At 62.3% G+C, this 26,538-nt stretch carries 23 protein-coding genes; 11 read left to right on the top strand and 12 right to left on the bottom strand.

Annotation, left to right across the window (positions count from 1 at the left end; all coding sequences use genetic code 11):
* Positions 1 to 145 precede the first annotated feature (145 nt).
* From RE429_RS20565 to RE429_RS20555, 3 genes are all read left to right on the top strand, one after another.
* On the top strand, positions 146 to 1,483 hold the full coding sequence (locus RE429_RS20565; protein ID WP_414475217.1) for an aspartate aminotransferase family protein: 1,338 nt from the start codon (positions 146 to 148) through the stop codon (positions 1,481 to 1,483).
* Between the two features lie 642 nt (positions 1,484 to 2,125).
* Positions 2,126 to 2,959 (top strand): EAL domain-containing protein, encoded by an 834-nt coding sequence (locus RE429_RS20560; protein WP_414475216.1) that lies wholly within the window; start codon positions 2,126 to 2,128, stop codon positions 2,957 to 2,959.
* Between the two features lie 82 nt (positions 2,960 to 3,041).
* A protein-coding gene (locus tag RE429_RS20555) for an IS630 family transposase (protein WP_414475215.1) occupies positions 3,042 to 4,099 on the top strand; the annotation gives its coding sequence in 2 pieces (ribosomal slippage) (positions 3,042 to 3,575 and positions 3,578 to 4,099; 1,056 coding nt in all).
* A gap of 188 nt (positions 4,100 to 4,287) precedes the next feature.
* On the opposite strand, the gene RE429_RS20550 is transcribed toward RE429_RS20555, so the two are convergent.
* The 3 genes from RE429_RS20550 to RE429_RS20540 form a co-directional block, all read right to left on the bottom strand.
* On the bottom strand, positions 4,288 to 5,973 hold the full coding sequence (locus tag RE429_RS20550; RefSeq protein WP_414475214.1) for a methyl-accepting chemotaxis protein: 1,686 nt from the start codon (positions 5,971 to 5,973) through the stop codon (positions 4,288 to 4,290).
* Between the two features lie 383 nt (positions 5,974 to 6,356).
* Positions 6,357 to 7,952, bottom strand: coding sequence for an ABC transporter substrate-binding protein (locus RE429_RS20545; RefSeq protein ID WP_414475213.1), 1,596 nt, complete (start codon positions 7,950 to 7,952; stop codon positions 6,357 to 6,359).
* Positions 7,949 to 8,581, bottom strand: a complete 633-nt coding sequence (locus RE429_RS20540; protein ID WP_414475212.1) for a MarR family winged helix-turn-helix transcriptional regulator — start codon at positions 8,579 to 8,581, stop codon at positions 7,949 to 7,951. The genes RE429_RS20545 and RE429_RS20540 overlap by 4 nt, the downstream gene beginning before the upstream one ends.
* Before the next feature lie 113 nt (positions 8,582 to 8,694).
* On the opposite strand from RE429_RS20540, the gene RE429_RS20535 reads away from it, so the two are divergent.
* The 8 genes from RE429_RS20535 (at position 8,695) to RE429_RS20500 (ending at position 16,176) form a co-directional block, all read left to right on the top strand.
* Positions 8,695 to 9,396 carry a creatininase family protein gene (locus RE429_RS20535; RefSeq protein WP_414475211.1) on the top strand — a complete coding sequence of 234 codons (702 nt, stop codon included), beginning with the start codon at positions 8,695 to 8,697 and terminating at the stop codon, positions 9,394 to 9,396.
* Between the two features lie 23 nt (positions 9,397 to 9,419).
* The gene (locus tag RE429_RS20530) at positions 9,420 to 10,391 is read left to right on the top strand and encodes an ABC transporter permease (protein ID WP_414475210.1); all 972 of its coding nucleotides are present in this window, start codon (positions 9,420 to 9,422) and stop codon (positions 10,389 to 10,391) included.
* Positions 10,388 to 11,269 (top strand): ABC transporter permease, encoded by an 882-nt coding sequence (locus RE429_RS20525; RefSeq protein WP_414475209.1) that lies wholly within the window; start codon positions 10,388 to 10,390, stop codon positions 11,267 to 11,269. The genes RE429_RS20530 and RE429_RS20525 overlap by 4 nt, the downstream gene beginning before the upstream one ends.
* Entirely contained in the window at positions 11,266 to 12,237 is a 972-nt protein-coding gene (locus tag RE429_RS20520) for an ABC transporter ATP-binding protein (protein ID WP_414475208.1), read from the top strand. Before RE429_RS20525 ends, RE429_RS20520 begins: the two co-directional genes overlap by 4 nt.
* Positions 12,238 to 12,239: 2 nt before the next feature.
* Positions 12,240 to 13,232: an ABC transporter ATP-binding protein gene (locus RE429_RS20515; RefSeq protein WP_414475207.1), complete on the top strand. Its 993-nt coding sequence runs from the start codon at positions 12,240 to 12,242 to the stop codon at positions 13,230 to 13,232.
* A 37-nt stretch (positions 13,233 to 13,269) separates the two neighbouring features.
* Positions 13,270 to 14,148: a polysaccharide deacetylase family protein gene (locus RE429_RS20510; RefSeq protein WP_414475206.1), complete on the top strand. Its 879-nt coding sequence runs from the start codon at positions 13,270 to 13,272 to the stop codon at positions 14,146 to 14,148.
* Between the two features lie 74 nt (positions 14,149 to 14,222).
* Positions 14,223 to 15,068, top strand: a complete 846-nt coding sequence (gene dat / locus RE429_RS20505; protein WP_414475205.1) for a D-amino-acid transaminase — start codon at positions 14,223 to 14,225, stop codon at positions 15,066 to 15,068.
* Positions 15,069 to 15,195: 127 nt separating this feature from the next.
* Positions 15,196 to 16,176, top strand: coding sequence for an isoaspartyl peptidase/L-asparaginase family protein (locus tag RE429_RS20500; protein ID WP_414475204.1), 981 nt, complete (start codon positions 15,196 to 15,198; stop codon positions 16,174 to 16,176).
* A 229-nt stretch (positions 16,177 to 16,405) separates the two neighbouring features.
* On the opposite strand, the gene RE429_RS20495 is transcribed toward RE429_RS20500, so the two are convergent.
* The 9 genes from RE429_RS20495 to RE429_RS20455 all read right to left on the bottom strand — a co-directional run bounded on the left by RE429_RS20495 (position 16,406) and on the right by RE429_RS20455 (position 26,487).
* Positions 16,406 to 16,906: a RidA family protein gene (locus tag RE429_RS20495; protein ID WP_414475203.1), complete on the bottom strand. Its 501-nt coding sequence runs from the start codon at positions 16,904 to 16,906 to the stop codon at positions 16,406 to 16,408.
* 80 nt (positions 16,907 to 16,986) lie between these two features.
* Positions 16,987 to 17,412 carry a c-type cytochrome gene (locus RE429_RS20490; protein ID WP_414475202.1) on the bottom strand — a complete coding sequence of 142 codons (426 nt, stop codon included), beginning with the start codon at positions 17,410 to 17,412 and terminating at the stop codon, positions 16,987 to 16,989.
* 41 nt (positions 17,413 to 17,453) lie between these two features.
* Complete coding sequence (locus RE429_RS20485; RefSeq protein WP_414475201.1) at positions 17,454 to 19,055, bottom strand: NAD(P)/FAD-dependent oxidoreductase; 1,602 nt, start codon at positions 19,053 to 19,055, stop codon at positions 17,454 to 17,456.
* A gap of 889 nt (positions 19,056 to 19,944) precedes the next feature.
* Positions 19,945 to 20,841 carry a carbohydrate kinase family protein gene (locus RE429_RS20480; RefSeq protein WP_414475200.1) on the bottom strand — a complete coding sequence of 299 codons (897 nt, stop codon included), beginning with the start codon at positions 20,839 to 20,841 and terminating at the stop codon, positions 19,945 to 19,947.
* Positions 20,838 to 21,908, bottom strand: a complete 1,071-nt coding sequence (locus tag RE429_RS20475; RefSeq protein ID WP_414475199.1) for an ABC transporter ATP-binding protein — start codon at positions 21,906 to 21,908, stop codon at positions 20,838 to 20,840. The genes RE429_RS20480 and RE429_RS20475 overlap by 4 nt, the downstream gene beginning before the upstream one ends.
* Entirely contained in the window at positions 21,908 to 23,416 is a 1,509-nt protein-coding gene (gene argH / locus RE429_RS20470; protein ID WP_414475198.1) for an argininosuccinate lyase, read from the bottom strand. The genes RE429_RS20475 and argH overlap by 1 nt, the downstream gene beginning before the upstream one ends.
* Positions 23,417 to 23,421: 5 nt before the next feature.
* Positions 23,422 to 24,273, bottom strand: a complete 852-nt coding sequence (locus tag RE429_RS20465) for a carbohydrate ABC transporter permease (RefSeq protein ID WP_370435098.1) — start codon at positions 24,271 to 24,273, stop codon at positions 23,422 to 23,424.
* Positions 24,273 to 25,148: a carbohydrate ABC transporter permease gene (locus RE429_RS20460; protein WP_414475860.1), complete on the bottom strand. Its 876-nt coding sequence runs from the start codon at positions 25,146 to 25,148 to the stop codon at positions 24,273 to 24,275. Before RE429_RS20460 ends, RE429_RS20465 begins: the two co-directional genes overlap by 1 nt.
* A gap of 73 nt (positions 25,149 to 25,221) precedes the next feature.
* Positions 25,222 to 26,487 carry an extracellular solute-binding protein gene (locus RE429_RS20455; protein ID WP_414475197.1) on the bottom strand — a complete coding sequence of 422 codons (1,266 nt, stop codon included), beginning with the start codon at positions 26,485 to 26,487 and terminating at the stop codon, positions 25,222 to 25,224.
* Between the last annotated feature and the right edge of the window lie 51 nt (positions 26,488 to 26,538).

Here is a 26,538-nt window from a genome sequence, read left to right as displayed (position 1 = left end):
CGCGCCCCTTGTGTTGCTGTTGTTGAGTATCAGACAAACACACGATATCGGGGTTAGCAATATCAATAGCTTAGCAAACAAAAGAAAAAGACTTGTTGGTATCTCCCGCTCATGGCCATGATCCGTCATCGAAAGGACCCCGGTCATGAATGCACCTCAACGTCACAACAGCTTCCGGCTCGACAGCTATTGGATGCCCTTCACGGCGAACCGCCAGTTCAAAGCCTCGCCCCGCCTGCTCGCAAGCGCGGAAGGGATGTACTACACGAGCGACGACAACCGTCAGATCCTCGACGGAACGGCGGGCCTGTGGTGCGTGAACGCCGGTCACGGCCGCCGCCAGATCGCCGAGGCCGTGGGGCAGCAGCTGTCCACGATGGATTTTGCCCCTTCGTTCCAGATGGGGCATCCGATCGCCTTCGAGTTCGCGGAACGTCTCGCCGAGATCGCGCCCGGTGGGCCGAGCGCCGGGCTCGACCGGGTGTTCTTCACCGGATCCGGATCGGAATCCGTCGATACGGCCCTGAAGATCGCCATCGCTTATCAGCGTGCCATCGGCCAGGGCACAAGAACGCGCCTGATCGGGCGCGAGCGCGGCTACCACGGCGTCGGATTCGGCGGCATTTCGGTCGGCGGCATCGTCAACAACCGCCGCGTGTTCCCGCAGATTCCGGGCGCGGACCATCTGCGCCACACCCATGACCCGGCCCGCAACGCCTTCGTGAAGGGGCAGCCCGAGCACGGCGCTGAACTCGCCGATGATCTCGAGCGTCTCGTCGCCCTCCATGGGGCGGAGACGATTGCGGCCGTGATCGTCGAGCCGGTTGCCGGCTCGACCGGCGTTCTCATCCCGCCGAAGGGTTATCTCGAGCGCCTGCGGGCGATCTGTGACCGCCACGGCATCCTGCTCATCTTCGACGAAGTCATCACCGGCTTCGGACGTCTCGGGGCGCCGTTCGCTGTCGACTATTTCGGCGTCGTTCCGGACCTCGTCACGACGGCCAAGGGCCTGACCAACGGCGCCATTCCGATGGGCGCCGTGTTCGCCAGCCGCAAGGTTCACGACGCGCTGATGCACGGGCCCGAGAGCCAGATCGAGCTGTTCCATGGCTATACCTATTCGGGCCATCCGGCGGCCTGCGCTGCGGGACTGGCGACGCTCTCCATCTATCGCGAGGAAGACCTGCTCACGCGGGCAGCCGAGATCGAGAGCTACTGGCACGATGCGATCCACAGCTTGAAGGGGCTGCCGCATGTCATCGATATTCGGACCATCGGTCTCATCGCCGGCATCGAGCTGGAAAGCCGCGCCGGAGCGCCGGGCACCAGGGCGTACGATGCGTTCGTCGACTGCTTCGAGAAAGGATTGCTGATCCGCGTCACCGGCGACATCATCGCCCTGTCGCCCCCGCTGATCGTCGAGACCTCTCAGATCGACGCTCTCGTCGAGACCCTGTCCGATGCCTTGAAGCGGGTCGCCTGACCGCACGGATGCCGCGTCGGGATCCTGACACGACATCCATGTTCAGATTCGTGAGGGCTTCGATCCAAGTCGAGGTCTCTCGCGATCTGGACCAGGACCATCGTCTCACGTCGAAATGGCGCTTAGAGCATCGGGCCCGACGGATATGATCTGATCGGCACAGCCATTCTCCGGATCGAGTTGAACACCTTGGCGTCCGCGGGGATGACCGTGGAAGGCGACAACCTCGGTGTCGCACTTTCGCGCGAGGATCACGCTTGCCGACGCAAAGAGGCCGCTGCTGCGGGAGAGCGGCACGGACCAGGGCGGGCATCACCGCCTCAATCCGCTCGGCGCCGCTTCTCCTGGCGACACCGTTCTGACATCGGAAGCGATTAACTACGTTTTCACACCGCCCGCGCGAGGCCTCGCTTTGTGATAGAAGGGTTTAAGAAACAATCAGGAAGTGCGAAGAACACTGCGATGCCCGAAATCCATTCCCTCGTTGAATGGCCGCAAGAGCACTCTTCCACTTCAATGGGTTAGGCCATTTCCTATCTCAGTCTGCCGTTTACCGAGTGCCCTGTGCTGTTTCAGGATCGGACCGACACGGAGATCAACTTTCAAATCCTTGAGAGGAAGATCTCTGAGATTCATTCCCACTTGGGCGGCATTCCAGCCCGAGAACTCGGCTGCGCCCTGCAATCCGGGAATGGTTTAGCTGTCGTCTATCAGCCTCAGATCAACGTCGCCGACGATCAGATTTCAACCGTTGAGGCCCTCGTGCGCTGGCATCATCCCAGGGTCGGGGACGTGCCGCCGCGAGTGTTCATTCCAATCGCCGAGGAAACCGGGCAGATCCTGCAAATCACGGACTTCGTTCTCCGAGAAGCATGCTCCCTCGCGAAGCGGAATCCGGGATTGACCGTCGCCGTCAATCTGTCTCCGACGCTCTTTACGCGTCCGATGCTGATCGAACGGATCGTCAGGATTGTCGCGAACTGCAGGACGCTCCCGCGCCAGATCGAGTTTGAGATCACGGAGGATCAGCCCCTCGCCGGGGATGGATCGGCACGGCGCTCGATTGCCTTCCTGCGCGAGAGCGGCTTTCGGATCGCCCTCGACGATTTCGGAACCGGATACTCGGGACTGAAGCGCCTGAACGACATTGCCGTGGACAAGATCAAGATCGACCAATCCTTTGTCGCGGGATTGAATTGCCAATCCCCCGGAAGCGCTCAGAAGACCATCAAAGAGATGATCGAGGTCGGCAGGGCCATGAATTTGACCGTGACGGCGGAAGGCATCGAAACGAAAGAACAGCGCGCGTTCCTGGCATCGGTCGGGTGTGATGTGCTCCAGGGCTTTTTCTTTGCCCGTCCGATGCCCGCGCAAGCTCTCGAGGAGTTCCTCCAAAGGCAGCCTTGGAGCACTCCCGACGGCCGCAGCCTTATGCCGTTTCCCCTTCAGCAGAAGAGAAGCCGCCGCACGAACTGATACCACGTCCTGGTGAGAGCGACTCGTCGCAGCGTCAAAGCGCCTGAGATGTGATTCAACATGGCAAGCGAGGAGGTTTGCCATGTCCATTCCCGTCGCCCTCCGGCCCGATTACGATGCCGTTCGTCTGCGCCAACTTGCCCGCCGGAGCAAGGATGCCCCGCAGACCCGCCGCTTGCTGGCCCTGGCGGTGATCTACGAGGGGGGCTCGCGCACCCAAGCGGCCGAGATCGGCGGGGTCAGCCTGCAGACGGTGCGTGACTGGGTCCTGCGCTTCAATGCCCATGGGCCCGATGGGCTTCTGGACGGGAAGGCGCCGGGACAGCCTTCGATCCTGAGCGACGCGCATCGGCAGCGCCTGAGCGAGATGATCGAGAGCGGCCCGATCCCAGCCGTCCACGGGGTAGTGCGCTGGCGCCTGGCCGACCTGATGCAGTGGCTCTGGGAGGAGTACCGGATCCGGATCTCGAAGCAGACGCTCAGCCGTGAGCTGCGGTCTCTGAGCTTCCGTAAGCTGTCGGCTCGCCCGCGTCATCACGCCAGGAGCGACGCGGCCGTGGCTGCTTTTAAAAAGACTTCCCCACGCGTCTGGAGGAGATCGCGACCAACGAGGCCGGCGGCCGGCCCATAGAGATCTGGTTTGCCGATGAGGCCCGCATCGGCCAGAAGAACAAGATCACCCGGCGCTGGGCCAAGCGCGGCACCCGTCCCTCCGCCCCACGCGATCTGCGGACTGCGTCTGCTTACATCTTTGGGGCGATCTGCCCGGCCCAAGGCAAAGCCGCCGGCCTGGTCTTGCCCCGCTGCACGACCGAGGCGATGTCCCTGCATCTGGCCGAGATCTCGCAGGCGGTGGCGCCTGGCGCGCATGCTGTGCTGCTGCTCGACCAAGCTGGATGGCACGTCTCGAGGAAGCTGAAGGTGCCGCCCAACATCACTCTGGTGCCGCTGCCGGCAATGGCGCCTGAGCTGAACCCCGTGGAGAACATCTGGCAGTTCATAAGGGAGAACTGGATCTCCAACCGGATCTTCACGTCCTACACGGACATTCTCGACCACTGCTGTGCGGCTTGGAACAAGCTGATCGATCAGCCTTGGACCATCATGTCGATCGGCTTGCGCGAGTGGGCGCACCAATGATGATCAGCGGGAATTGGTATGAGAGCGGCTTTCGGATTCCCGTCCGTCGGCTTGACCGGCTCCCTCGTGGGCGCGCGCCGCCGATGGCCGCAAAGATGTGTTCGGCGCAGAAAACCCGTCGATCTTGAAAGAAGGCCGAGGCTCAAGGCGGATGCGCCTCGAACCTCGGTATCGCCCGATTGCCCGGTTCAGGCAGCCTTGACGCCCGCCAGGAAGGAGCTGACTTCCTGCCCCAGGCTGGTGGATTGCCGCGCAAGTTCCTGAGCTGCCGAGAGCACCCGGGAAGCCGCGGAGCCTGTCTCGCCGGCACCCTGGCGTACATCGGTGATAGTCCCGGTGACCTGCTCCGTGCCGCGGGCCGCCTCCTGCACGTTCCGGGCAATCTCTGACGTGGCTGCCCCCTGCTCTTCCATAGCGGCCGCGATCGAGACCGATATCTGGGACATTTCCGTGATGGTCTTGGCGATCTGCTCGATTGCACTCACCGCCTGCCCGGTCACCTGCTGAACGGATCCGATCTGAACGGAAATCTCGTCGGTCGCCTTGGTCGTCTGTGTCGCCAGTTCCTTGACCTCAGAGGCGACAACCGCAAAGCCTTTACCGGCTTCACCGGCCCGCGCCGCTTCGATGGTGGCGTTGAGCGCCAGCAGGTTCGTCTGGCCCGCAATGTTGTCGATGAGCGCGATCACATTGCCGATCTTTTCCGCCGACGCGACGAGGGTTTGAACGATATCGTTCGTGCGCTGAGCATCCGCCACGGCCTGCTCGGCAATCCGGGAGGATTGTATCACCTGGCTGGCGATTTCCCGGATCGAGATCGAAAGCTCCTCCGTGGCCGCGGCCACGGTCTGGACGTTAGCGGAGGTCTGCTCGGCGGCGGATGCCGCCGTGACGGTTTGACCATTCGTCTGGTCGGCGATGGCCGCCATCGACTGGGCAGTCCCCTCCATCTCGCTTGCCGATGTGGAAAGACTATGGGTCAGGATGGAGACATTCTGCTCGAAGCTCTTGGTGAGCTCGTCGAGCATCTGCGCGCGATGCATCTTGGCGTCGGCTTCCAGCGCAGCCGCTTCGTCGGCCTCTCTTTTCGCGATCAAGGCCTCTTTGAAGACCTGGACGGCATCGGCAATCCTGCCCATCTCGATTTTCTCGCCGCGGAACGGAACAGAGACCGAGAGATCACCGGCAGCCAATGCGTTCATCGGGACAGTCACGTCCTTGATGCCCTGCACGATGCTGCGAATGATCAGGAACGACATGGCGACGGCCAGCAGAGCCGCTCCGATCACGATGCCGATGATCGTGCTGCGGGTCGCAGAGTAGACATCCGCGGCCGTCGTCCTTGCGTTGCTTGCATGTTCCGCGTTGAGGCGCACGAGGTTTGCCAGCGCGACGCTGACATCGGCTGCAGCAGGCCGAACTTTCTGAATGTTTTGGTTGGATGCTCTCGAGTCCTGAAAGTTTCTGGAGAACCCGACGGCGGCATTCATCTCGACCTCAAAGGTGTCCCATGCCCGGCTGAAGACCTCGTACAGCGCACGCACATCGTCTCGTGTGATGGTCTGTTCATATTGTTTGCGCGCTTCCAGGATTTCCTGGGCCTTGGTTTCAAGTGCAGCGTCAACCTCCCGCTTGGAGTCGGAATCGGGAGCCATAAGGTGGCGCAGGAAGGTCGATTGATACTCGACCGCGGCGGCATTGAGCGCTCCTACTTTCTCGATGCCAGGCAGCCACTCGTCAGCAATAGCGACGGTTTGCTCGTTGAGCTTGCTCAGGCCGCTGATGCTGAACGAACTGCTCCCGATCAGGAGCAGGAGCAGGATCGAGAATGCTCCAACGAGCTTCGAGCGTATGGAAAGTTTTTGAAGCGCCAATTTTTGCCCCCATTTAGCCCGCTCGTAGCGCATTCGCAGGCTGACAAATTTCAAGGTGAGATGATTCGGTCCGACCGATTCAAATCAAGCATTGCCGAGATATGCATAGGATGGTCGCCTGAGGCTTGCACGGGCGTCGGATCCGGTGGCGGTATCCGCTCGTTCGGATTGCAGCGTGCATCCACTCTGGCAAAGCCGTGCCCGATATCGCTGTTCCGCTTGGCGGATGGGGTACGGCCGTTCGACGAAGCCTGCCATCGAGGCGAGAGCCTGCGAATGTCGTCAGGCAGCGCGGGGCCGCATTCGTGACCCTGGCGCCGCCCGCCTTCGGTGGCTCGCGAATGTAGGACCCGCGAGCCACTTTCGTCCTGTTTACAAGGGTCTTACTTCACCGGCTTGATATTCATCGCCAATGTATCTTCATCGGCGCGCGGGACGATCGTCACCTTGTCCTTCCGCATCGCCCAAGCGGTCACGATGGATGCGATCGGAAGGTTGGGCCGCTCCTTGGCCACCATGGCGTTGGCCTGCTCAAGGAGGGAACGACGCTTGTCGGTATCCATCTCGGCTGCAGCATCCTCGATCAGCTTGTCCATGACCGGGTTGGAGTAGCCGCGAATATTGAAGCCGCCCATCTTCGTCTCAGGATTGTTGGTATGGATCAGCGCCGCGAGCGTATAGTTGCTTTCGCCCGTGAGAGTGCCCCATCCCGACATCGTGAAGGAGTAGTCGCCCCGTGTCTTGGCCGGGAAATAGACGGCGCCCGGGACGGCGTTCGCCTGTGCATCGACCCCGATACCGGCCAGCATCTGAGCAATGGACGCACCAACCGCGCCGTCGCTCTGCAGGCGATCGTTCGTGAAGCTGAACGTCACCTTGAATCCGTTCGGATAGCCGGCCTCCTTCAGGAGTTCCTTGGCGCGCTTCGGATCGGACTTCGTCACCTGGATCGACTTGTTGTAGCCGAAGATGTTGTCGGTGATGAGCTGCGCAGCGGGCTTGCCCAGCCCTTCCATCGCGATCTCGGTCAGTGTTTCGCGATCGATGGCGAGATCGAACGCTTCACGCACCTTCGAGTCGAGGAAGGGGTTCTTCGGGAGAGCCGATCCGTCCTTGGCCGAAACCTGCGGGGACTTCTCACGGAAATCGAAGTCGAGCTGGAAGAGATAAACGCTGTCCGCCTTGGTCACGCGCAGCTTCGAATCCTTCTCCAAGGTGGGCACGTCGGAGGAGGGGACCCTGGCGATGATGTCCAGCTGACCGGCCTTGAGCTGCGCCACGCGGCCAGCATCGTTCGGGATTTCCTTACGGACAACCTTTTCCCACGGCTCCTTGCCGCCCCAGTATCCGTCGAAGCGCTCGAGGACCAGTTCCTCTTTGGGCGTCCATGAGACGTACTTGTAGGGTCCGGTGCCGATCGTGGCCTTGCCCGAATTGAAGCCCTCGTTCGCGGTGTCCTTGGTGGAATAAGCCTTGGCGGCTTTGCTCGAGACCACGAAAAGACGAATGAAATCGTTCGGCAGATTGGGGGCGGGGCCGTCGGTCTTGATCTGGATCGTGTGCGGATCGACGATCTTCACCTCTTTGACGCGCCGCACATAGACGGTCGTCGGGTTGGGGCCCGTGACATTGGGAATGCGTTCGATCGAGAATTGGACATCCTCGGCCGTGAAGTCCGACCCGTCATGGAATTTCACGCCTTGCCGAAGCTTGAACTCCCACGTGGTGTCGTCAATTGCCTTCCAGCTCTCGGCCAGGCCGGGCTCGAGCTCGAGGTTGTCTCCGGATTTCACGAGCGGTTCGAAGACGTGCTTCACAGCCTCGGCGTGAGTGCCGGCTGCCGTGAAGTGGGGGTCCATCGAGGCCGGGCCGGCGCGCACGCCAATCGTCAGCGTCTGCGCCAGCGCTCCGGCCGACACGGTGGCCGTGAGAACCGTCGCGAGGGCGATGGCACGTGGGAGATGTCCAAAATACGTCATACTGGGTCCTCTGGAGTGATAGACGTTGGCCAAGTGGGAGAATCGACGACCACTTTGGCTAGTAGTTCGGAGAGCATGGAACGCTCTGCCGGGCTCAAACGCGCGAGCATCGTGCGCTCGCGCTCGACCATGACTGGCATGGCCTCGTCGAAAATCGTTCGGCCTGCTTCCGTGAGATGCAGGACATAGCTGCGCTGATCCGCCGGGTCGACCTCCCGCCGAAGAAGGTTTCTCTTCAAGAGCAGCTGAATAGCGCGGCTGATCGTCGGCTTCGGGAAGCCGGTCGACCCGCAGATGTTCTTGGCGGCGATTCCCGCTTTCAGGCCCACCGAGTAGAGCACGACGAATTCCGGCCTGGTCACGCCACAGGACTGCTCGATCCAGCCATAGATCGGGATGTTGAAATGCAGGGCCAAATAGTTGATGCGGAAGGAGAACCAGCACGGGTTATGCCAGAGCCTGATCTCGACCAGGGGGTCGAGATGCGAGAGGCTTCCTTCATGCGGGGCTCCCGTCCCATCTGGGATTTCATGCGATGTCATCGTTCTCCTATCGGCCAATCCTGGCGTGATGGAAAATTCAGCCCGGCTGCTTCCATTTAGTTCGATATGAAACTTGACAATTGTCAATCCCTAGTCAATTCTTTGATTAAAGTTTCATATAAAACGATATTGATATCCACGCTCAGGACGAATCCGCCTCGAAGCAGGCCCTTGAGCGAGCCAGCTGCATCGGAGGGGGCATGAAGATTGCAGACATGAACTGGATGCAGGTCGAGGCGCGCGTACGCGACGATGACCGTTGCGTCCTTCCGATCGGCAGTGTCGAGCAGCACGCCTATCTCAGCCTCTGCGTCGATATGATCCTCGCCGAGCGGGTCGCGGCCGAGGCGGCCGAGCCGCTCGGCGTTCCGGTATTCCCTGTCCTGCCATACGGGCTTGCAACGGGTTTCCTTGACTACCCCGGAACGATCTCGTTGCGGATGTCGAGTTACCTTTCCGTGATGGAGGATATTCTCGAAAGCCTTTACCGTGGAGGCTTCCGCCGCATCGTCATCGTGAACGGCCACGGCGGCAACACGCCCGTGACGAGCTTCATCTCGGAATGGATGGACCGGCGCCGCGAGGCGCGTGTGAAATTCCACGATTGGTGGCGTGCGCCGCGCGTGTGGTCCACGGTCATGGAGATCGACCCGGCGGCCTCGCACGCCTCGTGGATGGAGAACTTCCCGTGGACGCGGCTTGCCGATGTCGCCATGCCGGCGGAGCGCAAGCCGTCGATCGATTTCACACGCCTCGCCATGTCGAACCCGGCCGAGAAGCGCGCTCTTCTGGGGGATGGAAATTATAACGGCCTTTATCAGCGGCCAGATGAAGACATGATGGCGATCTGGAAGGTCGCCGTCGAGGAAACGCGCGACCTTATCGCGTCGAATTGGCCCTGAAGCCGCGGTGACGGGACGAATTCATGCTAGGATTTCTCATCCAAAGATTGGCGCAGGCGCTCGTCGTCATGCTGGCGATGTCGGGGCTCGTCTTCATCGGCGTCTTTGCCATCGGTAATCCGATCGATGTCCTGATCTCGCCGGACGCGACGCAGGACATTCGTGCGGCTGCGATCGCGCAGTACGGTCTCGACCGTCCGCTGTGGGAGCAGTACTTCGCGTTTCTCGGGCGGGCTTTGCACGGCGATCTCGGGCAATCGCTGGTCTACAACATGTCCGTCGGCGACCTCATTCTATCGCGGCTCCCGGCCACCCTCGAACTCGCCGTGACGGCCGTTCTGGGTGCCGCGCTGATCGGAGTGCCCGTCGGGATGTATGCCGGATACCGTCCGGAAAGCCGGATATCGAAGGCGATCATGGCGCTTTCGATCTTAGGGTTCTCCGTGCCGACCTTCTGGATCGGGCTGGTGCTCATCTTCACTTTCGCGGTGCAGCTCGGCTGGCTGCCGGCCGGCGGGCGCGGGGAGACCTCGTCGCTCTTCGGCATCGAGTGGAGTTTTCTCACCGGCGACGGTCTGTCCCATCTCATTCTGCCGGCCATCAATCTTGCGCTGTTCAAGTTCGCGCTGATGATCCGGCTGGCGCGTGCCGGGACCCGGGAGGTGATGCTCACCGATACGGTCAAATTCGCCCGTGCGGCGGGCCTGGCGGAGAGAACCGTGCTGCTTCGGCATGTGCTGCGTCTCATCTCCATTCCGATCATTACCGTCTTCGGCCTCGAGTTCGGCTCGACGCTCGCCTTCGCGGTCGTCACCGAGACGATCTTCTCGTGGCCGGGACTCGGCAAGCTGATCATCGACTCGATCACCATGCTCGATCGGCCCGTCATGGTGGCGTATCTGGTGCTCGTCGCCTTCTTCTTCATCACAATCAATCTCGTCGTGGATCTCTCTTATGCTGCGCTCGACCCACGACTGCGCAGGAGGCGGGCATGATCAATCGCGATTCTCCCGTAGCCCGCTTCTTTGCCGAATTCCGCGAGAATCCGGTCGCAGTCGCCGGGCTGGTCGTTGTCGTCGTGATGATCGGTCTCGCGCTTCTGGCGCCTCTGATCGCACCGCAGGACCCTTATGATCTCTCGAGCCTGGCTCTGCGCGATGCGCGGCGCCCTCCGGGGTACGTCGGCACGGCCGGTTTCGTGCATCTCCTGGGGACGGATGCTCAGGGGAGAGATCTCCTGTCGGCGATTCTTTACGGATTGCGCATTTCTCTGCAGATGGGCCTCGTCGCGGGCGCGGTCGCCTTCGCGTTCGGGGCAACGGTCGGAGCGACGGCGGCTTATCTGGGCGGTCGGATCGAAGCCCTCATCATGAGAGTGATCGACCTCCAGCTCTCCTTCCCGGCCATTCTGCTGTCCTTCGTGATCGCAGCCCTGCTGGGGCAGGGGAAGGGACAGCTCATCATTGCGCTCGTCGCGGCTCAATATGCCTACTTCGCCCGCACGGCCCATGGGGCGGCTTCGGCGGAGCGTCATAAGGACTACGTGGAAGCCGCTCTCTCCACGCCTCTGCCCGCGTACAAGGTCGTGCTGCGCCACATCCTGCCGAACTCCCTGCCGCCCCTGATCGTCGTCGCCACGGTGCAGATCGCCAGCGCCATCTCGCTCGAAGCGACGCTGTCGTTCCTGGGCGTCGGGCTTCCCCCCACGGAGCCGTCTCTCGGAATGCTGATCGCCAACGGATTTCAGTACATGCTGTCCGGTCGATACTGGATTTCGATCTATCCGGGGATTGCACTCATCATTCTCATTTTCGCGATCAACCTGGTCGGCGACCAAATCCGCGATCAGCTCAACCCGAGGCTCAAGAGATGAGCGCGCCCCTCCTCGAAGTTCGAGACCTGAAGACGCATTTCGCCACGAAGGGCGGAGTGGCCAAAGCCGTCGACGGTGTCTCCTTCACCCTGAACCGCGGCGAAGTGCTTGGCCTGGTGGGAGAGTCCGGATCCGGAAAGAGCGTAACGGGCTTTTCGCTCATCGGCCTGATCGAGGCGCCCGGGCGGGTCGTCGGCGGAAGCGTCAAGCTCGAAGGGCGTGAACTCGTCGGGCTTCCTTCCTCCGAACTTCGCAAGATTCGCGGACGGCACATCTCGATGGTCTTCCAGGACCCGATGATGACGCTCAATCCGGTCCTGAAGATCGGGACGCAGATGCGGCTCGCGCTGGAGGCTCATGAGCGGATTTCAAGCCGTGCCGCCCGCGACCGCTCCATCGAGGTCCTCACGAAGGTCGGCATTCCGGATCCTGCGAGCCGCCTTGAAGCCTATCCGCATCAATTCTCCGGCGGCATGAGACAGCGTGTGGCGATCGCGGTTGCGCTTCTGCACCGTCCCGCCCTGATCATCGCGGACGAGCCGACGACGGCGCTGGACGTGTCGATTCAAGCTCAGATCCTGGCGGAAATGAAGACGCTCGTGAGCGAGAGCGATACCAGCCTGATCTGGATCAGCCATGATCTCGCGACAGTGTCATCGCTCGCCAGCCGCATCGCGGTCATGTATGCCGGGCGGGTCGTCGAGAGCGGCCCGACGGCTGCCGTTCTCCGTTCGCCGCGCCATCCTTATACGCGCGGATTGATCGAATCTCTGCCTACTCTTGCCGAACCGGGACAGGAACTCAGTTCGATCCCGGGCTCCACGCCGTCCATCTTGAAGCTGCCGCCGGGCTGTGCTTTCGCTCCGCGCTGCCCGCGTGCCGGAGAACCCTGCACGCTCGAATTGCCGCCCCTCACGAATGGCCAGAGAGAATTCCGATGCCATTACCCGCTGAGTGCGGAGGTCTAATCATGGAACCGTTTCTATCCGTTTCGGGGATCAGCAAGCGCTTTGCGCCACAACTCACGCTCAGCGACCGAATTGCCGCCGCACTCGGGAGTGCCACCGAGAGCCGTACCGTCCGCGCCGTCGACGGGATCGATCTCGTCCTGAAAAAGGGCGAAGCCGTCGGCCTGGTCGGCGAGTCGGGTTGCGGAAAGTCGACCCTCGGCCGCATCATCGCGGGCATCATGCCGCCCACGGAAGGGCAGGTTCGCCTGGACGGGCAGCCGGTCATGTCGGCGGGCGGACGCCCGCAGAAGACGACGACACGGGTTCAGATGGTGTTTCAGGACCCCTTCGCCTCGTTGGATCCTCGAATGCGTGTCGGCGACGCCCTCGCCGAAGGGCCGATTGCTCACGATTTGGTCACGAAGGCAGAGGCTTCGGAATATGTGAGGTCCTGGCTGACCACCGTCGGGCTCGATCCCGATTATGCAACACGCTATCCGCACCAGTTTTCGGGAGGGCAGCGTCAGCGCATCGCCATTGCGCGGGCCCTGGCGATGAAGCCCGAGGTTCTCGTCTGCGACGAGCCGGTCGCCTCTCTCGACGTTTCGATCCAGGCGCAGATCATCAATCTCTTCCTCAAGCTGCGCCGGGAACTCGATCTCACGCTCCTCTTCATTTCGCACGATCTCGGGGTCGTCCGGCATTTATGCGACCGGGTCGCGATCATGTATCTTGGCCGCATCGTCGAGCAGGGCCCGACCCGGCAGATCTACGATGATCCGCGGCATCCCTATACGAGAGCGTTGCTCGAGAGCGTCCCGAAGCTCGTCATCGACGATCATGTCGATGTGCAGTTCAATCCCATCGAAGGCGAACTGCCTTCTCCGATGTCGCCGCCGCCCGGCTGCCATTTCCATGCCCGCTGTCCGTTGAGCGTCGATCGCTGCCGGAGCGAGCGCCCGCATCTGGTCCCACTCGCGGCCGATCGCGCTGCAGCCTGTCACCTCGCCTAGTTTCGATTGTTATACCGTTGTTCGGATGGAGGATCTGATGGAACCGTGGCAATGGCCGGACGATGTCTGGCAAAGGAAAGTCAACAAAGTCCGTGCCGGCCGCTCTCTGAAGCCTCAATCCTGGAAGAATGGCGCCCGGTGCGCGGTCGCTCTCTCTTTCGACAGCGATCATGAGACGAACGAGCTCCGCGATGGCGGCGAGTCGATCGGACGCATGTCGACCGGCGAATACGGCAATCGCGTGGGAATTCCGCGCATTCTGAACCTTCTGTCTCGGACCGGCGTCCCGGCGACTTTCTTCGTGCCGGCGGTTTCCGCACTGCTTCATCCCGATGAGCAGCGCCGTGTCGTCCAAGAGGGCCATGAGGTCGGGCTCCATGGCTGGATCCATGAGCTCAACACCAAGGTGCCTCCGGAAGCCGAGCGCGATCTTCATTTCCGGGCGGCCGATACGCTCGAAAAGATCACGGGCGTGCGGCCTGTCGGCATGCGGACGCCTTCATGGGACTTCTCGCAGGTCACCTTGAAGATCGAGCGCGAACTGGGGCTCCTCTACGATTCCTCCCTTATGGCGGACGACGATCCTTATGAAATCGTCGAAGACGGTGAGCCGACGGGCATTGTCGAACTTCCGGTGGAATGGATTCGCGATGATGCCGTGTACTTCAACATGAACCGCCACTCGGCACTGCGCCCCTATACGCCGCCGACTGCGGTGCTCGATATCTTCCGCCGCGAGTTCGACCGGGCCTATGAAGACGGTGGGCTGTTCCTGCTGACCATGCATCCGCATGTCATTACCTATCGCTCACGGATCTTCATTCTCGAGGAGCTGATCGCTCATATGAAGAGCCGCGCCGATGTGTGGTTCGCCACGCATGCCGACGTGGCGCGTTTCGCGAAAGAGAACGCCTGAACGCATGCGGCGCGACGTGTCCCGTCGCGCCGCTCCCGTTCGAGCCCCTCATCAGGCCGCCAGCGGAAATAACGATGACCTTAGCTTACTGGAACGGCACGTACATGTCTCTCGCGGACGTGAAGGTCTCTCCGCTCGACCGGGGTTTCCTTTTCGCTGATGGCGTCTACGAAGTCGTTGCATTCTACGACCGCCGCCTGTTCCAGCTCGACGAACATCTCGCGCGTCTCGAGCGGAGCCTGCGCGAGATCCGGATCGGCACGGATATCTCGAGGGAGGAGCTGGCCGGCGTCTTCAGACACCTCATGGACGATCTCCCGTCGAAGACCGGGACGGTTTATCTGCAGGTGACGCGCGGCGCCGCCGCGGGGCGGGCCCATCCTTTCCCCGCGGGTACGGCCGCGAGCCTCCTGGCCTTCGCAAGTCCCCTGAAGCGCCTCTCCGAAAGCGAAATGGAGCTGGGGTTTCTCGCAACGACCTCTCCCGATATCCGATGGCAGCGTTGCGACATCAAGGCGATCGCTCTCCTGCCGTCGGTCCTGGCCGCACAGGATGCCAAGGAAAACGGAGCCCTTGAGACCATCATGCATCGGGATGGCCTCGTGACGGAATGCGCCTCCAGCAACGTCTTCATTGTCCGCGATGGCCATATCGCCACGCCGCGGGCGGACAATCGGATTCTCAACGGCATCAATCGACAGGTTGCGATCAGTCTTGCCAGGAATCTGGGCCTGAGCGTCGAGGAGCGCGACGTCTCTCTCGAAGAGCTGCGCTCCGCCGACGAGATCTGGATCACCAGCACCACAAAGGAGATCGCGCCGATGACGCGGCTGGACAATGCTCCCATCGGTGACGGCCGCCCCGGTCCGCTCTGGAGACGCGTCCGGCAGGCATTCTGCGCACTCATTGATCAGGCCTGATGAGGCCCGAATTGCCGATCATAGGCGTCGCCAGGGTCGTAAAGAGCGCGGGCCGACGAGGGCCCATGAGCCAGGTTTGCTGAACACCGATCTTGCTGACCAAGACACACTGACGGAGGAAAAAACGATGGCCCATTTTGCGATTGCCATTCATGGCGGGTGCGGCGTCATGGCAAAGCTCAACCTGACCGAAGCGGAATGGAGCGCAGCGCGCGCCGATCTGGCCCAGGCCTTAAGAATGGGCTGGGCGAAACTCGTTGCCGGAGCCGGCGCCCTCGATGCCGTCGCGGCTGCGGTCGTCGTCATGGAGGATTCGCCTCATTTCAATGCGGGGCATGGGGCGGCCCTCAACACGAATGGCGAGCACGAGCTCGATGCCGCTGTGATGGATGGAGCGACCCTGGGGGCCGGGGCGGTCTGCGCGGCCCGGCGCATTCGCAATCCTGTCAAAGCGGCCCGCGCGCTGATGGAGCGTGGGGAGAGCGTTCTTCTGACGGGAAGCGCGGCGGATGCTTTCGCACAGGATCAGGGGCTGGACATCGTCGATCCGCACTACTTCACCACCGAGCGCCGCCGCGAGGCTCTCGCTTCCATGAAGGCGCATGAGCGGGAGGGGACCTCGTTGAGCGCCAGCGAGGCGGAAAAGCATGGCACGGTGGGCGCCGTCGCACTCGATGCCGCCGGACATCTGGCCGCGGCCACGTCCACGGGCGGCTTCACCAACAAGCCGGCCGGACGGGTCGGAGATTCCCCGATCATCGGAGCGGGAACCTACGCGCGGGACGGCGCCTGCGCGGTCTCCGGCACGGGAAAAGGGGAGTATTTCATCCGGCATGTGGTCGGTCACGAGATCGCCAGCCGAATGCGCTATCTCGGCGAGACTCTGAAAAAGGCGGCCGACAAGGTCGTCATGGAGGATCTGGCGCCCTACAAGATCGGTGCCGGCCTCGTGGCGATCGATGCGGCGGGCAATATCGCGGCGCCCTACAACACGGATGGCATGTTCCGCGGCTGGGTCACGATCGAGGGCGACCTCTACGTTGCGACCCATGATGAAGTCTTCTTCGTCGAGCGCCTCGCCGGCGGTATGACGAGAGCCGGCGAATAAGGACGCTAGAGAAAGCATTCTGACGGGATCGGAATGCTTGCTCTCTCTCTGATGGAGCATCGTTCTTCGCGAAGAACCGGTTCCCACTTCCTCGCACGACGCTCTAGGAATGGCACTCTCAGCCTGAATAGCCTCCGCGCTCAGGTTCGGTCCGCTCGATCCGAGCTTTACGACAGGAACGGTCCGGGAAGAGGGTTCATTCCCGGACCGCCAAGGCCGCTCGCTCGCCTTAAGGACGGACGGCCGTGACCTCGATTTCGACCAGGAAGCCGGGGCTGGCCAGACCCGCCACCTGGAACACGGACCGCGTCGGCAGGCTCGGCTGATCCGCCGTCCCATAGAATTGCTTGTAGCCTTCCATGAAGCCCGCGAAATCCATCTTGCCGCCCTTGGCGGGGGCACCGACCAGGAACACCTGCATCTTGACCACGTCGCCCATCTTGAGCCCCAGTCCGCTCAAGGTCTTCTCGATGGAGCGGAGGACGGATACGGTCTGGGTCTTCGTGTCGCCATAGGCAGCCAGCGTGTTCTTCTCCGCTGACGGATCGGCCACTGTCGGAACTGCACCGCTGACATAGACCGTGGTCTTGCCGGCCGGGATCTCGACCGCCTGGGCGATCGGGAAATCCGAGTTCGGAATCTTATGACGGATGACGTCCTGCGCGGAAGCAGGTCCCGCCAGCGCGAGGAAAGCCGCAAGAGATGAAGCGGCGACAAATCGACTTATCATGAATTCACTCCATTAGAGCATCGGATGCGGGGTCGATTCCACGTCCGATGCCGTAGAACGCGAGAGCGGGAAAGAGTCCGTTATTGCCGGGCCGCGGCCACATCCTCGGCCGCCACTGCGTCTTCGTATGCATTGCCGAAATGCGTCCGCACGTAGTTGACCACTTCGGCAACCTGTTCATCGCTCATCATTTTGCCGACGGGCGGCATGCCCCTGAGGCCATGGAGAACGACGGTGAGGGGATATCCTGCCGCTTCGAGCTTCGGATTGTTCGCAAGGGCAGGATAGATTCCCGCTCCCTTCGCGCCTTTGCCGCCCGCCATGTGGCAGGCCTGGCATACGTTGTTGTAGAGTGCCTCCCCGGTTTTCTCGGCGAAGACCCGGGTCGGGCTGAGCGTCGGCTCTGCCGAGGGCAGGCTTGCGTTCTGTGCGCTCGCTGCGGCAAGTGATCCTGCGAACAGCGCCCCTGCGAAGACACCTCTGATCCGCTTCGTGGTGATGATCATGATCAAGCTCTTCAATTGATTTGGAACGGAAAGCGTTTCGATCAGCTTGCGAGAACGCGCTTGTGCAGCCTCGATATGGCATCGAGAGATGACAGGATTGCACCCTCCTGCCAGGCCGGAATGTAGGAGGCATGCTCGCCTGCGAGCACGATGCGCCCGTCGATCTGGCAGAGGTTGTCGTAGTGCTCCTTTCGCGCCTCCTCGGTCCAGTCGCCGGCGCAGCCGAGCGTGAACGGCACCCTGTGCCACGCAACGGAGATGCCGGTCTCGAAGTCCTGCCGATACTGAGGGTGGATCTGTGCGCCGAATTCGACAGCGCGCTTGATGCGCTGATCCGGCGACATCGCCGTGAACTCATAGGAGTTCGGCCCGTTCCAGGTATAGGCGCCGAGGAGCACGCCTTTTCCGCCCTGATTGAATCCCGTGCTCGGGTACGAGATCTGAGAAATGGGAAGGTCCGTATAGCTGATGCCGCCGTAGATGGCCTCATCCTCCTCCCAGAAGCGGCGCTTGAACTGCAGGCCGACCTTCACCGAAGAGGCATAGGGGACCGCTGCGATCGCAGCCTGCATGGGTGCGCCCACATTCATGTCGATCTGGCTCAAGACCGTCAGCGGGATGGTGCAGACGCACCAATCGGCCTTCGCCTGCAGGCTGCTGCCAGGATTGGTCGTGTCTTCATACGTGACCGTGACACCGGTCTCGTCCTGACGGATCTCTTTCACCTTCGAATTGTAGCGGATAAGCTCACCGACCTGCTTCACGAAGGCCTTGCTGATCATGTCCATGCCGCCGACGGGCTGGAACATGGTCGTTTGAAATTCATAGAGCGAGAAATTCGCGAGCGACCGCCACAGACGGGAGTTCAGAACGTCGCTGAATGCGATCGGATCGCTGTTGAGGGGACGAGCGCTCAGGCCGCCTCCCGGATCCTTCCGATAGCCGCGGAACTCCGATGTCAGATCGCCGGCTTTGTACGCATAATCCTTGTCGAGCGCTCCCCAGGATTTCAGGGCCTGAAGCAGGACTTCCTGATCCTCCTTCGAGACGGCGCCCTCGAGCTTGCCCTGCTGGGTCACTTTGGCCAGGAGCTCGGAGACGTGGCCCTGGAAATCGATCTTGATGTCCCGAATACGCTGCGGCTTGCCGCCGAACGCCTTCGTGGAGTGAAGAAAGGCGTTATGGTTGAGTTGCTGGAACGGCTCGAGCGCCACACCGAGCCGCCGGCAGTAATCGAGCAGGCCGTGGTGATGATAGGGGATGCGCCATGGCCCGGGATTGATGTACATCCCCTCGTCGAATTCGCATTTCTGAGTGACGCCGCCGAGCTCGGTGAAGGAATCGCCCCCGCGCAGCGTCCAGTTCCGGCCGCCGGCGCGATTGTTGAATTCAAGGACCTGCACCTTGTAGCCGGCCTGGCGGAGTTCGAGCGCCGCAGTCAGACCTGCGAGTCCTGCTCCCAGGATGAGAACCGAGGCTCCCTTCGGGTCGCCATCGAGCTTGATCGGTCCCTTGTAGCCGGACTCGGCCGCGAATCCGAGACTCGTCATAGCCTGATACATCGCCGCGGTGCCGGCCGTCATGCCGATCATCGACAAAAGGTGTCGGCGGCTGATTCCTTCTGATCCCGAATGGTCTTTCATGATTCATCCTCGTTTGAACGGGCTCGCCCCGACATGCTTCAGGGTCTTTCGTCTTGTTGCCGCAGACCATTCGACGTGGTTCGAGCGCTGCGGGTTTGCCGGGCTCACGGCGATAACGGGCCGATGCGTGCCATCTTCCGATGACGCGCAAACCGGCTGCCCGGACAGAATCGAGGTGCTTCGATCGCTGGGGTTCCTGCCAAAACGGTGAAATCGCAACACTTGCCTTCGTCGTTTGACACGGCGAAAGACCGCCTTACCGAGAGGGACTTCGCATTCTCTACCCCCGACGTGATCTTCCTCTGACGGGAGATTAAACTTCTGACGCGGGGATCATACATCCAGTTCGCCGGGCAGCGACCTATTCGTTCGCATAGCTTGTCAAAGCGCTGTCGCGCCCTAAAGAGTTAGGCTGCAGATCATGATCACCAAAATTGATAAGCCGCCTTAAATTCTGTGATCGAATCTCGCTCGTCCTGCGCTGTTCTCTTGGACATGGATCAGAGCCCAGTTGGTCCGATGGTCGAGCAGGAAAGCGCGGTCGAGCCACCTGGCTCGACGAACATCTCACGTTTCCGACTGGTCATATTCTTCGCTGCCGACGCATGCATCGCCGATGCGACCGGCGCAATGCGATGACGGCAGCCTCTGCGCGAGGCGACCCGCACCATTGCATCACATGCATCATGGATTGCGCCGGAACCGGCTCTCGGCCGCAGCCGGATGGCTGCATGAGCACGCCGAAGTGGGGCAGGTGCTCAAGGTCGCGCCGACCGCGGGCGAGTTCTTCCTCAACGAGGAGTCGGCCCGTCGTCCTCTCGAGGGCGAACCGGATCCACTTCGCCGAAGAGGGCTCCAAGCCGTACAATGCGAACGCGTGTCAGCCCCGTCAGGACAGGCGCGACGGAGCACCGCCTGCCGACTGGACGGAAAGAGCACCCGATTCGATGCCGGCCGCCAGGCTTTTTTCGATATCCCTGGTTTCGAGCCAGGAATGCAGGAAGCCGGCGTTGAACGCATCGCCGGCGCCCGTCGTGTCGACCACGTCGACCGGGATCGCCTCGGCCGAAACGGAACCAGCCTGCGACGAGGCCATCGCGCCGTATTCGCCGCGTTTGAGAACGACCAGAGGAAATCTCTCACGGAGGCTGTGCATGATCGCCTCCGCCGAGCTTTCGCCGGTCAGCGCTCTTCCTTCCTCGACATTGGGGAGAAAGATATCGATCCCCGCGCAAAGCTCGAAGAAACCCGCATCCTGGCGGATCAGGTGATCGTCCCAGCTCGGGTCGAGCGAGATCGTCAGGCCCAATCTGCGTGCCAGGGCGATCACGTCCGGATTGTCCTTGAGAGTGGCGAATTCCGCGATGTGCAGATGGGCGACATCGCGAGCCGCGAGGGCCTGCTCCAAGGTCGACGGCCGGGAGCGGCCCGCACGCCGCGACACGAAGGCTCTTTCGCCGTCCTTGACGAGCGCAACGGTCGGCTGGGGACCGGCGTCGCCCGATCGTTCAACGAAAGACAGATCGATCCCGCTCGTCGCGAGCTCCGCATCGAGGCCGCGCGACAGAGGGTCGGTTCCGAGGCGGGTGAGGAGCGCGGCCGGGCGGCCGAGAGAGGCAAGATGAGCCGCCGTGATATAGGCGCCGCCGCCGCCCGTGATCGTCACGTCCTGCGCAAATCGCTCCTGGCCGAGCACCGGCATCTCGTGCAGGCCCGTGAAGATGATATCGCAATAGATCCGCCCAAGGCACACGACCTTGTTGCGCTCGGAGGCCATTCCGCTCATTGGGCCGCCAGTGCCTTCTCTGTGGTCTTGTCGAAGTAATAGAGCCTCTCCGCGGGAGCATGGAGGGTCAGGTGCTCCCCGATCCGCGGGATGTGCCGGCCCGGCGCGGAACCGATGATCGTCTGCCCCGCGCTTTCGATATGAACGAGCGTTTCGGAGCCCAGCGTCTCCACGACGGCAACCGTGCCCGAGACGGTCAGGCCCTGCGCGTCCGAAGCGACCGGAACGAGATCCTGCGGGCGTGCGCCGACGAGGATATCGGACGTCGCCGCCGACGAGGACGGAGCCCGAACCGAGCCGCCGGTCGAAAGATCCGCTCCACCCTCCCGCAGGACCGCCGGCAGCAGGTTCATGGTCGGGCTGCCGATGAAGCGCGCGGTGAAGACGTCCACGGGCTTGTCGTAGAGCTCCAGGGGCGTGCCGACCTGAAGAATCCGGCCGTCGCGCATCACCACGATCCTGTCGGCCATGGTCATGGCCTCGACCTGATCGTGAGTGACGAAGACCGAGGTGGTGCCGAGCCGGTGATGGAGCCGTTTGATCTCGATCCGCATCTGCGTGCGCAGCTGCGCATCGAGATTGGAGAGCGGCTCGTCGAACAGGAATGCGGCCGGATCGCGAACCATCGCGCGGCCGATCGCGACGCGCTGGCGCTGGCCGCCCGAAAGCGCCGAGGGACGACGCTCCAGAAGCTGCGACAGGCCGAGCGTCGCGGCGACTTCCTCGACGCGCCGACGCTTCTCGCTCGCCGACAGCTTGGAGCGGTAAAGGCCGAACGCGATGTTGTCGGCGACGGTCATGTGCGGATAGATGGCGTAGTTCTGGAACACCATGGCGATGTTCCGGTCCTTCGGCTGAAGGTCGTTGACGACGCGCCCGTCGATCCGGATCGCGCCGTCGCTGATTTCCTCGAGCCCGGCGATCATCCGCAGCGTCGTGGACTTGCCGCATCCGGACGGGCCGACCAGGACGACGAACTCGCCATCCCGGATCGACAGGTCGATTCCATGGACGACCGTCGTCTGTCCGTAGCGCTTGACGAGGCGATCGATTTCAATGGTCGCCATTAGCGATCTCCGAGAAGTGAGGTAAAGCGAGCCTGAAGATCCCGGGAGGAGGCGTCCTCCCGCGTCCGGGCGTCCTGCATCCGTTGGCGGATCCGGGCGATGTCGTCCCGATATCCGGCGATCGCCTGGGACAACGCCGTTGGCGCCGGGCCGCCGAACCGGTCGCGGACGGCCACGAAATTCTCCGGCGAGACGATCTCGGAGAACTGCGTCCTGTCGATCGCCGTCCGGCGCTTCGTGCAGCGTTCGAAGGCCGCCTGAAAGGCCTCATAGCCGTCGACCGCGATATCTCCCCCGACGGCGACGACCGCGCGGGCGACCTCCGCCGCGATCTCGTGCGCCTCGCGGAAGGACAGTCCCTCGCGCCGCACAAGGCTGTCGGCGAGTTCGGTCACCGTGATGCAGCTGCGGCGGATGTTGTCGCGGACCCTGTCCCCGTTGATGCGAAGAGCCGGAACAAGCGCCGCGAGCAGGTCGAGGACGCGCCCGCCGCTCTCGAAGGCGCCGTAGCCGAAGCCCTGGCTCTCGCCCTCGCTGTCGTTCATGTCCGTGAAGGGCGTGTTGTGCATGATGGTGAGCATCGCCTGCGCACGCCCGACGGTCTGGGACGCCAGGTGCCGCATATGCTCGATGGGAACGGGATTGCGCTTCTGCGGCATGATCGAGCTGATCTGCACGAAAGCGTTGGGAACGTAGACCTGACCGACTTCGAAGCTTGTCCAGAACTGCAGGTCCTGAATGAAACGCCCGAGATGCAGGAAGACCAGTTCGATGGCCGAATAGGTCGCGGTGATGTAGTCGATGGATGCGATGCATCCATAGGAATTCTGCAAGGGACGGCTGAAGCCGAGGAGGCTCGCCATCAGCGCCCGGTCGATGGGAAAGCCGCTCGTGGTGATGGCGGCGGCCCCCATGGGAGAGCGGTCGACGATGTCCCGGGCCGCTTCGAGCCGGGCGATGTCGCGCAGCAAGGTCTCCAGCATCGCGGACAGGTAATGACCGAAGACGGTCGGCTGCGCCGGCTGGCCGTGGGTGTAGGCGACGATCAGCGTCCCGCTTTCCCGCTCCGCAACCGATGCCAGGGTCTCGGCCAGATGGACGAGACGTTCGAGCAGAGGATCGATCCGAGCCTTGAGACCGAGCTTGAACAGGGTGTGGTCGATATCGTTGCGGGAGCGCGCCGTGTGAAGGCGTCCTGCGAGATCCGTTCCGAGACGGGTGCGAAGCTCCTTCTCGATCAGGAAGAAGAAGTCCTCGACCTCGCCCGTATAGACGAGCCCGGAGACGTCGATCTCGCGGTCGATGGCCTCGAGCGCCTGGGCGATGGGCCGGGCCTGCTCGATGGTCAGAATCCCCGTCTCGTGGAGCATGACGAGATGGGCCCGGTCAATGAGGCGAAAGCCCTCGACATGGTGGTCCTTCGCGCCGTCGAAGAGGGGGCGAAGCACGGTTTCCTTGTAGACCGGATCCGGGAAAACGGAGGTGTCTTTGAAGGTGCCTGCGGTCATCGGCTTCAGCCTTTCAGTCCGGCCAGCATCACGCCTCGGACGATGTAGCGTTGAAGGAACAGGAAGATGACGAGGGTCGGCAGGGTCGCGATGCTCGCGCCCGTCATGATCTTCTCCCACTGAATCGACTGCTCGACCGCGAAGCTCGAGAGTCCGACGGGCAGCGTGTAGAGATCGGCGCTCGTGGTCACGATGAGCGGCCAGAAGAAGGCCGTCCAGTTGCCCAGGAAGGTGAAGATCGCAAGCGCCGACAGGGCAGGGGTGACCAGCGGCATGGCGATTTTCCACCAGATGGTGAACTCGTTGAGCCCGTCGATCCGCGCGGCTTCCAGGAAGTCGTTCGGCACGCCTTCGAAGAACTGCTTCATCAGGAAGGTGCCGAAGGCCGTCATCATGCCCGGGAACATGATGCCCCAATAGCTGTCGAGCCACCCGAACTGGCTGGCCATGAGATACCAGGGCAGCACCAGCATCTCGGTCGGGATCATCAGGGTGGACAGGATCGCGATGAAGACGACGTACCGGCCGCGGAACCGAAACTTCGCCAGCGTGTAGCCGACAAGGCTGTCGAAGAAGACGTTCGACAGGGTGACGATGACCGCCACGATCATCGAGTTGACGAACCAGCGCACGAAGCGTCCGTCGCTCAGGATCTCGATATAGTTGTCGAGCGTGGGCGAGGCTGGAATCACGCGCAGATCGTAGACCTGCGAGGCGTCCTTGAGGGACGTCGAGAGCATGAACAGGAGAGGCGTCACCATGATGACGCCGCCGATGAACAGGAGCGTCCAGGCAACGATCCGGCCGGGCCTGATCCGCGGCATGGACAGACCTTGGGAAGATGCGACAGTTGTCATCAGCGGTCTCTCATGAGGCGCAGTTGAACGAGGGAGATGACGAGCAGGATCAGGAACAGGACCACCGTCTGAGCCGCCGCATAGCCCATTTCGTAGGAGCTGAACGCCGTCTGGTAGATCATCAGCACGAGGGGCTTGGTCGAATTCAGGGGACCGCCGGGATCGTTCGTGTTGATGTTGTAGACCTGGTCGAAGATGCGCAGGAAGCCGATCGACGAGAACACGACGAGGAAGACGAGCGTCGGCTTGAGCAGCGGAATCGTGATCTTCCGGAGAATCGCGCCCTCCGAGAGGCCGTCGATGCGCGCAGCTTCGTAATAGGTGACGGGAATCGCTCTCAGCCCGGCGAGAAAGATGATGATCTGGAAGCCGAGGCCCGCCCAGACCGCGGGTGCCAGCACGGCCGGCAGCGCCTGCGCGGTCGAGCGGAGGAACGGCTGCTGAGGAATGCCGAGGCTGGACAGGATGTCGTTGATCACGCCGATGGGAACAGGCTGGTAGAACCAGCGCCACACCCATGCCATCGCGGCCGCCGTCGTCAGAAACGGCAGGAAATACAGCGCGCGGATGAGCGAATGCATGAACCGCACGCGGTCGAGATAATAGGCCACGACGAACGAGATCAGCAGGCTGATCGGCGTGCCCAGGATCAGATACATGAAGGTGTTGCGGAACACCTGCCAGAAGAGGGGATCCGCAAACAGCCGCTTGTAGTTCTCGAGCCCGACGAAGCTCGCGGGCCGCGTGATGCTCCAGTCCGTGACCGAGAGGTAGAAGGCCTGAAATGTCGGCCAGAAGCGGATCACCGCATAGAAGATCAGAGGAACCGCGAGGAACCCCCACGCCCATATCACCTGTTTCTGGCCGAGACTCATTTTCGACCAGAGGCCGCCTTGGGCGGCCTCTCGCTGTGCGACAACGGACATCGTTGGATCCTCGCGGACTTTCTTAGCGCTTGGCGCGGTCGATGATCGCCTGCTCGTCCTCGGCCGCCTTGGCAAGCGAGGCCTTCGGCTCGTCGCCGCCGATCAGGACGCGGTTGGCCATGTCCATGGCCACCTGCCGCTGGGCCGCCTCATCCTTGAACTGCGTGGTGTGCGCATATTCGAGGCCCTTGAGGAACGGACCATAGATCGGGTGCGCGACGTTCTCGGGCGTGAGAGCGGCGGCGCGGCGGGCCGGCAGTTCTCCGACGACGTCCATCCAGATCTTCATGGCTTCGGGCGAGGACACATAGGCCAGGAACTTCTCGGCCGCCGCGAGTTTCTCGCCTTCGGCCTTCGTGGTGATCGCGTTGGCGAAGTAGCTGGCATAGTTGCTGCGCACGCCCTGGGCATTGGCGGGAAGCTCGGTCACGCCCCATTCGAAGCCCTTGATCGTGTTGAAGGAGCCCAGACGGAAGGTGCCGTCGATCGTCATGGCGGCAAGGCCCGCCCGGAATGCGGCCTGTCCTTCGTCCATGAAGCCGACCTGGCCGACCTTATGCTTCTTCTGGAGATCCGTGTAGAAGGTCAGAGCCTTGAGACCGGCCTCGTCGTTATAGGTGACCTTGGTGTCGTTGTCCGTGTAGGGAGCGCCGCCGAACTGCCGGACCAGCACCTCGCGCCACCATTGATGATCCTGCCCGGCCATGTCGAGCGTCATGCCGGCGGACACGATGTTGCCGCTGCCGTCACGCTTGGTCGTCTTCTCGGCTGCGGCGACGAGCTCCTCGAGCGTCTTGGGCGGATTGTTGGGATCGAGACCTGCGTCCTTGAAGGCCTTCTTGTTGTAGAACAGCGCCAGCGAGCGCACGGCCGTCGGCAGGCCGTAATAGTCGTTTCCGCGCTTCATCGCGCTCACGATCGGGAAGAAGTCGCGCTCGATATCGGCGGCCGGGAACGCCTCGGCCCGCAAGGGGCGGATCATCTTGCCGGCGACGAAGTTGTCGGTCCATCCGTAGAAGAGCTGAACCACATCCGGCCCCTGGCCAGCCAGGATCGCGGCGGCGACTTTCGTCTGGTAGTCGGCGTAGGGGAACGTGGTCTGCTTGACCTTGATGTCCGGGTTCGCTTCCTGGAACTTCGTGATCAGCTGGTTCATCGCTTTGACGCGCGTGTCGAACACGTACTGCCAGTATTCGATCTCGACGGCCTTGGCGCCGAACGCCGCCAGGGTGGCGCAGCTCATGGCGACGCCCGCGAGCAGATGACGAAAACGCATATCCCTCTCCATTATTGCCCGGCGCCTTGCGCCGACTTTTCACGGGTCCCGGTCTCAAGACCG

The organism is Microvirga sp. M2 (assembly GCF_047497095.1).
GTDB lineage: Bacteria > Pseudomonadota > Alphaproteobacteria > Rhizobiales > Beijerinckiaceae > Microvirga.
The sequence above is the reverse complement of the archived record's forward strand: the minus strand, read 5'-3'. Positions and strand labels throughout refer to the sequence as shown.